The sequence below is a fragment of the Alcanivorax sp. HI0083 genome (assembly GCF_001635175.1).
This window is the reverse complement of the sequence record NZ_LWFX01000599.1, coordinates 1-323: the sequence shown is the minus strand read 5'-3', so window position 1 is coordinate 323 and position 323 is coordinate 1. Positions and strand designations below refer to the sequence as shown.

The following is a 323-nucleotide window of genomic DNA, read 5'->3' as shown; positions in this document are numbered from 1 at the left end:
GCGATTTTCCTCTGCACTTGAGCAAGAGGTTATTGATGACATTGACTCACGCCTACAGCTGGTCAGTGATACTGATGGGAATACCGTCATGGTTGACTATCAGGTGGTAGACAATGGCAGAGGCCTGGCCCTGTATCCTCAATCGCGGCTGGCTCCGGCGGAAGCGTACCATCTGGTTGTCAACGATGATGGCCTTGGAGCCATTGATGATAACTCCGTGGCCCGCGTTCGGTTTCGGACTGCAGGCAGTCAAGCCGGCGCATCGCAAACCATGGGAAGCGGCTCTTTCACCCTGCTTTCAGCCACTCCTCTAGACCAACCGT

At 55.1% G+C, this 323-nt stretch carries 1 pseudogene; it reads left to right on the top strand.

Going from position 1 to position 323, the window contains the following annotated elements:
* Nucleotides 1-323 (top strand): annotated as a pseudogene (locus tag A3754_RS28470) (hypothetical protein); the annotation flags it as partial.